This window comes from Pediococcus pentosaceus, assembly GCF_001437285.1.
GTDB lineage: Bacteria > Bacillota > Bacilli > Lactobacillales > Lactobacillaceae > Pediococcus > Pediococcus pentosaceus.
Genome location: NZ_JQBF01000016.1, coordinates 1 through 7,144, shown reverse-complemented (window position 1 = coordinate 7,144; position 7,144 = coordinate 1). Strand labels below are relative to the sequence as shown.

Below are 7,144 nucleotides of genomic sequence, written 5' to 3'. Positions count from 1 at the left end.
CGAAAACTTCTTTCATTGTTTGTTGTAGGAATTTCAATGGTACCTGAATTTTTCGTCTTGGTGTCTTTTTTTTACCATTTTAGCTACATGGCTAACTTAATTATAAAACGCGCGAGAATAAATTTTTGCGAGAAAGAGGAATTAAAAACCATAATAAATTTATTCTATTGAATTTAAATGACTATCGTGTTGCTAAGTTAAGATATCCAGTAACTCAAGCTAGTTTGAATGAAATGTTAATCAAACTTGGTAATGAAGCCGATATTACTGCGCCTAAAGAGATGCAGTGGTCGATGTATTCATTGCGGCATACAGTTGCAACAAGACTTGGGAAAATACAGCCGGGATGAGTTATCCGTGGGCGGCAGCGCGTATGGGACATACGTTAGAAGAGTTCATGCAGACTTATGTTCATGTTGATCAGAATCGTTCGTTAGAAATGCTTGCTAAGTGGGTATGATTGACTAAATTTCTCAAACACACACACGAAACACACAGAACTCAAAGATAATTAAATAAACGCGATTGCTGCGGGATTTCGAAGCTCAACTTTGTATCTTGCAGACGCATAAACAAAATAATTCTTATTTGCAAAAGCCGACAATAGCGCGTTGATTGTCGGTTTTTGTTTGTTTAAAAAAGGCTGTATCAGTTAATATCAACACACAGCAAAATTGAAAAAAGTCGCGCGTTATTACGGTGGTACCATAATTTTTACAGGTCAACTATTCCTTATGTAATTCGATAGCATTAGCAGAAAGACAAATCACACGGGCAACATAGTGGTCATTATGATTTAGATTCCAATGCTTTTACGATAATAGCTGGGGCTAGCACCACTGTAGCGTTTAAATGCCTTGGAGAAAGTGAAGCTATCCTTGTAGCCTACCATATTGGCAATGCTTTGCACTGAATTATTACTAGTGCTTAGACGCTGTTTAGCATCTTCTAAGCGCAATTTAGTTAGTAATTTTTGTGGCGAGGTATTAGCGTGCGTTTTAAACAAGGTGTAGAGATAGCTTCGTGATAAATTAAGATAATGACAGAGGTCCATAATGGTACAACCAGTACTATAATTTTCTTGCAAGTAAGAAACAGCTAAGTTAAATTGTTCAGTTGACTTTACTTTTATGTTGGTGGCGTCAGCGGGATACCAGCGCAATAAGTCATAGAACATTCGATAGATCAAAGACCCTAATAGAACATCATTTATCAATGAATTAGGGATGTGTAAAACTTTATAAAGTTCAGAGAGATCGGCGTAAAATTGGCCATTTTGTACTTGGCGTAAGTAGCATTTCTGAGCTAATAAAGAACCAGAAAGCATTGCTTCGATACGGATACCGGAAAAACCGATCCAAAAGTATTTCCACGGTTGGTCATTGTCAGCTTGATAGAAACAAGGTGTTCCCTTAGGTAGTATAAAAATATCGCCGGCTTTTAATACGGTTGCTGGATGGTTAGCTGCAGCAAAGGTACCTTTACCCTCCTGGATGTAATGGATAACATAGCTGTCTCTGACATTATTACCTTTGTAAGTGTAATTCGGTAGGCAAGCCTCTTGCCCGAAAAAGAGTACATTACTTTCGAAGCTTTTATTCGCTAAAGTTTTATATTCACCATTCATATGAGTTCTCCATTTACTTAAAATATCTTGCTAAATATGTGAAAATGTTTTTCAACTAATTAATAAATAGCTACACTATACTGCTATTTAGAAAAACATGTCAAATTGTTTACTAATAAAAATAACAAAAAATTGATAAAGATTACTATGGGCAACCCAATAGACAGGAATTATAATGAGCTTTGTTAATGAAAACGGATACAAAAAATGATTTGAAGGGCAGGTAATTCATTTATGCAGGAAGAACATAATTATAAAATGGGGTTAGGAGGTCGCCTAATCTATGGTTTTGGTGCTTTTGGTAATGATGCTTTCTATAGTATCCTCTCCGGATATTTAATTATCTTCATTACTTCACACCTTTTTGATACCGGCAACAAAGCACTAGATAATCGAATGGTCAGTTTGGTGACCTTGATTATTATGGTGTTACGAATCGTTGAGCTATTCATTGATCCCTTTATCGGTAACGCAATTGACCGAACTAAAACACGCTGGGGTCATTTCCGGCCATGGGTTGTAGTCGGTGGGACCGTCTCTTCAATTATTCTCTTGCTATTATTTACTAATTTAGGCGGCCTCTATGCTAAAAACGCAATGATTTATTTGGTCGTTTTTGCAATTTTGTATATTACGATGGATATTTTCTATTCGTTTAAAGACGTTGGTTTTTGGTCAATGTTACCTTCCTTGACCACTGATTCACGAGAACGCGAAAAAACTGCTACTTTTGCCCGCTTAGGGTCAACTATTGGTGGTGGCTTGGTTGGTGTGTTGGTCATGCCGGCAGTTATCTTCTTTTCTGCCAAGGCGACTAGTACTGGCGATAATCGTGGTTGGTTCATTTTTGCCTTGATCATCTGCTTGATAGCTTTAATTTCAGCCTGGGGTGTTGGCTTAGGTACACGTGAAGTTGATAGTGATATTCGTAAAAATAAACAAGATACAGTTGGTGTGATGGAGATTTTTAAGGCACTGGCTAAAAATGATCAGTTGCTATGGGCAGCTTTAGCCTATTTATTCTATGGTGTGGGCATTAATATTTTAGGTTCACTGGAAGTCTATTATTTCACGTATATTATGGGTAAGCCGAAATCATTTTCTATTCTATCGATCATTAATATTTTCTTAGGTTTGATTGCTACATCGCTATTTCCAGTATTATCGAAAAAATTCAGTCGTAAAGGTGTTTTTGCTGGCTGTTTAGTGTTCATGCTAGGTGGTATTGCGATTTTTACCATTGCTGGCAGTAATTTATGGCTGGTTCTATTAGCGGCAACTATGTTTGGGTTCCCGCAACAGATGGTCTTTTTAGTAGTTTTGATGGTAATCACGGATTCTGTTGAATACGGTCAATTGAAGCTGGGGCATCGTGATGAGTCGCTGGCTTTATCAGTGCGGCCGTTGATCGATAAATTTGGTGGCGCTATCTCTAACGGGGTTGTTGGCCAAATTGCCATTATTTCTGGTATGACGACTGGTGCGACTGCTTCTTCTATCACTGCTGCAGGACAATTACATTTTAAATTAACGATGTTTGCCTTTCCCGCGTTAATGCTACTTATCGCTATTGGCATTTTTTCAAAGCAAATATTCTTAACCGAAGAAAAACACGCCGAAATTGTGGCTGAACTTGAAAGAACCTGGAGAACAAAGTTCGATAATACCACTGATCAGGTAGCAGAAAAAGTAGTTACATCACTTGATTTAGCTACACCAATCGCTGGGCAAGTGATTCCACTTGCCCAAGTCAATGATCCAACTTTTGCGGCTGGAACGTTAGGTGACGGATTTGCTATTAAACCTAGTGATGGCCGAATATTAGCTCCATTTGATGCAACGGTACGTCAAGTATTTACCACACGACATGCAGTTGGCTTAGTCGGTGATAATGGGATCGTCTTATTGATCCATATTGGTTTGGGAACTGTTAAACTTAGAGGAACGGGATTTATTTCTTATGTTGAGGAGGGGCAGCATGTACAACAAGGGGATGAATTACTTGAGTTTTGGGATCCAACGATCAAACAAGCTGGTTTAGATGATACGGTTATTATGACAGTGACTAATTCAACCGAATTCACTATGATGGATTGGTTAGTCAAGCCAGGTCAAGCCGTTAAAGCAACTGATAATATTTTACAGTTGCATACTAAAGCATAATGTGCCACTGGTTATCATTTAATTTTAAAATTAGTAATTCCCCGAGGAGGAAATAAAATGTCATTAATTACGGTTGATCAAGCGAATCGCGTTTTTCATTTGCATAATCAAACTCTTTCTTATATCTTTGCAGTTGAGCAGGGCGGTACTTTAAGTCATTTATATTTTGGTGGGCATGTGGACCATTACCACGGTGAATTGCGCTATCCACGAGTCGATCGTGGTTTTTCCGGTAATTTACCGGGATCGACTGATCGCACTTTTTCACGTGATACTTTGCCGAAAGAATACAGTACGGCTGGTGAAATGGATTATCACTTACCAGCAGCAATCGTTCGTCATACTGATGGGGCTAATGCATTATACTTAGTTTATCAGGGATATCGGATCGAAGCGGGTAAACCAAAGTTAAGCGGGCTACCGGCAGCTTTTGTGGAGGATGAAACAGAGGCAGAAACTTTGACTATCGTATTAGTTGATCAAGTAAGCCAAGTCGAGTTTGATCTACAATATACGATCTACCGTGATCGACCAGTGGTCACGCGCTCGGTGCAAGTCTGTAATCAAGGTGATCATGCAGTTAATTTAGAAAAAGTTGCTTCAATGCAAATCGATTTTACGGATCGTCAGTTCGAAACAATTACATTACCTGGAGCGCATGCCAATGAACGCCATCCAGAGCGGGGTTCGATCAATTATGGAATACAGACTTTTGGTAGTTTGCGGGGTACTTCCAGTCATCAAATGAATCCATTTTTGGCCTTGGTTGATCACACTACGACAGAGTTTAGCGGTGATGCATATGGTTTTAACTTGGTCTATTCTGGCAATCACGCATTTGAACTGGAAAAGGATCAACTTGACCAACTTCATCTAATGGTCGGTATTAATAGTTATAATTTCAATTGGCAACTTAAAGCTGGCGCGACTTTCCAAACACCAGAAGTATTAATGGTCTATACAAATAAAGGTTTGAACGCGATGAGCCAAGCCTACCACCATTTGATCCGTGAACGAGTAGTACGTAGTGAGTTTAAAAATCAAGAGCGTCCGATTGTAGTTAACAACTGGGAAGCAACATTCTTTGATTTTAACGAAGCAAAATTGAAGCCGATCGTGGATGAAGCCAAGCAGTTAGGCATTGAAATGTTTGTTTTAGATGATGGTTGGTTTGGACATCGTGATGATGATAATTCTTCATTAGGTGACTGGCAAGTTGATCATAGAAAATTTCCGCAGGGCTTAAATCATTTTGTGAAATATGTGCATGAACAAGGCCTTAAATTTGGTATTTGGTTAGAACCAGAAATGATTTCATATGATTCAAAGCTGTATCAGCAACATCCAGATTATTTAATGCAAGTTCCTGGCCGATCACCAAGTCCATCACGTAATCAGTATATTTTAGATCTTGGTCGGCAAGCCGTACGAAATAATATTTTTGACCAGCTTGATCAACTTCTAAAATCGAAGCAAATTGATTATATTAAATGGGATATGAATCGCCACCTTTCAGATATTTATTCCGTTGCTTTACCACCAGAACGCCAGGGTGAGGTCTATCATCGGTATGTTTTAGGTCTGTATGAATTATTGGAACGGTTGACGACAGCTTATCCGCATATCTTATTTGAAGGTTGCTCAGGTGGTGGCGGTCGATTTGATGCTGGGATGGCTTACTATATGCCACAGATTTGGGCTAGTGATAACACTGATGCAGTTGCGCGATTGACGATTCAATATGGGACTAGTTTAGCCTATCCAATTTCGTTAGCTACCGCCCATGTCTCAGTGAGCCCTAATCAGCAAACAGGTCGTGAAACGTCAATGTCGACTAGAAGTGCAGTAGCGGCAAGCGGTGTCTTAGGTTATGAATTGGATCTAACACAACTCAGTTCAGCGGATAAACAAATAGTCCAAAAGCAAGTTGTACAGTATAAACAGATTAGACCACTGATTCAATTTGGTGAATTTTATCGCTTAAAATCACCAATTACTAGCAATCAAGCAGCATGGATGTTTGTTTCACCTCAACAAGATGAAGCGATTGTCATGGTATTTAATCTGACATCCTATGCCCAACCCAGTTTGACAAAAACCAAATTAGTCGGTTTGAATCCCAAGCTGAATTACCAAAATATTGCTACTAAGGCGATATTTGGTGGTGATGAATTGATGCAACTTGGCTTCTATGATCCAGTAGTCTACCAAGATTACACAACAAAGGTCTATCATTTTAAAGCAGTCACTGAGAACTAACTTTTACGTAAATTGCAATAGTAAGTTAACCAGTGCCGGTAAAGTACACAGACGAAAGGGCTCATGGGAGTTCCAGGTGGATCAGGCGGCGCGGCCTTTACGCGCACGCGCTAATTCCTTTCGAAATACTTCAGCTGGTGTACAGAACCTAAGTAAACGGCGCGGGAGATGGTTGAGCCGAGATTCAGCTTGACGGACCAGACTGGGTGTAGCTAGATCGAGTGATTACCCCTTAGGAAAGTAACGTCTGAGTGATTGTGGACCTCATTAGTGGCGCGTTCGGCCGAGCTATAAGGGTGGGTATAATAAGTCTCGGTAATACCCTCAAGCGCAGCCGTTAGCGTGGTGAGCTCTGTTCCGTTATCCGCCGTAACTGTCCGCATAACGTTACCGAATTCAGCCGTAATATTTTGCATGCATAAGCCACAGATAGCGCGTTTTACGTTCGGTAAACGTTAATAGGACACTCTCGCTACCAGCACGTTTGCCAATGACAGTATCGATCTCAAAATGACCAAACTCGTGACGCATTTCTACTCGCTTTGGCCGTTCTTCAATACTACGACCGAATAGGCGCTGATGTTGGTGCGAGTGGTGCTGGGTCACCCGACTTTTTGTTTTTTCCAGCAGATCAAGGTTACGGATCTCCAACAGTTGCGCATCGATATAGTTGTACAAAGTCTTCGTACAGACCATTTTGGCCGGCTTAAATAACCGGTGCTTACGGGCATAACCAACGGCAGCGTCCGGCGACCAGCCCTCATGGCAGAACTTATCATCAAAGTAGGCTAAGAAGGCCGTCACTTGGCTAAATTTTAATGGGCGTCCGCAGTTTTGCCGCTTTATTTCATAGCGATTCTGAGCGGCTTCAGGACTGTAAATTTCAAAGTAGTGTTTCTGATTATTAACGCGTTTAACTTGCGTGACTCGACCACGCTTGAGCTCATTATTGACGGTCTGGTGGCAGACGCCTAATCGAATCGCTATTTGCCGTACTGAGCATCCTTCAATGTGCCAAGCGGTGATTTAACCGCGTTCGATTTCCGATAAATGGTGACCTTTTAGGCGTGGTGTGATAGACGGTTCTTGCATCAA

The 7,144-nt window shown here is 40.4% G+C and carries 4 protein-coding genes and 1 pseudogene; 3 read left to right on the top strand and 2 right to left on the bottom strand.

Annotated elements, in window-relative coordinates:
* Window positions 1-125 precede the first annotated feature (125 nt).
* Complete coding sequence (locus IV86_RS08445; protein WP_056979570.1) at window positions 126-350, top strand: hypothetical protein; 225 nt, start codon at window positions 126-128, stop codon at window positions 348-350.
* Window positions 351-796: 446 nt separating this feature from the next.
* Here the strand turns inward: IV86_RS08445 and IV86_RS08440 are convergent, their stop codons facing one another.
* Complete coding sequence (locus IV86_RS08440; protein ID WP_011673106.1) at window positions 797-1,627, bottom strand: AraC family transcriptional regulator; 831 nt, start codon at window positions 1,625-1,627, stop codon at window positions 797-799.
* A 234-nt stretch (window positions 1,628-1,861) separates the two neighbouring features.
* Here IV86_RS08440 and IV86_RS08435 point away from each other — a divergent pair, with 234 nt between their 5' ends.
* Window positions 1,862-3,790, top strand: a complete 1,929-nt coding sequence (locus tag IV86_RS08435; RefSeq protein WP_011673107.1) for a sugar MFS transporter — start codon at window positions 1,862-1,864, stop codon at window positions 3,788-3,790.
* A gap of 57 nt (window positions 3,791-3,847) precedes the next feature.
* A complete protein-coding gene (locus IV86_RS08430; protein ID WP_056979569.1) occupies window positions 3,848-6,049 on the top strand; it encodes an alpha-galactosidase in 2,202 nt (733 codons plus the stop codon).
* A gap of 81 nt (window positions 6,050-6,130) precedes the next feature.
* Here IV86_RS08430 and IV86_RS08425 read toward each other — a convergent pair.
* Window positions 6,131-7,144: pseudogene (locus tag IV86_RS08425) on the bottom strand (IS30 family transposase); the annotation flags it as partial.

What these genes read in the sequence shown, in the direction of transcription:
- IV86_RS08440 (WP_011673106.1), bottom strand. Translation starts at nt 1,627, where the DNA reads ATGAATGGTGAATATAAAACTTTAGCGAATAAAAGCTTCGAAAGTAAT.
- IV86_RS08435 (WP_011673107.1), top strand. Translation starts at nt 1,862, where the DNA reads ATGCAGGAAGAACATAATTATAAAATGGGGTTAGGAGGTCGCCTAATC.
- IV86_RS08430 (WP_056979569.1), top strand. Translation starts at nt 3,848, where the DNA reads ATGTCATTAATTACGGTTGATCAAGCGAATCGCGTTTTTCATTTGCAT.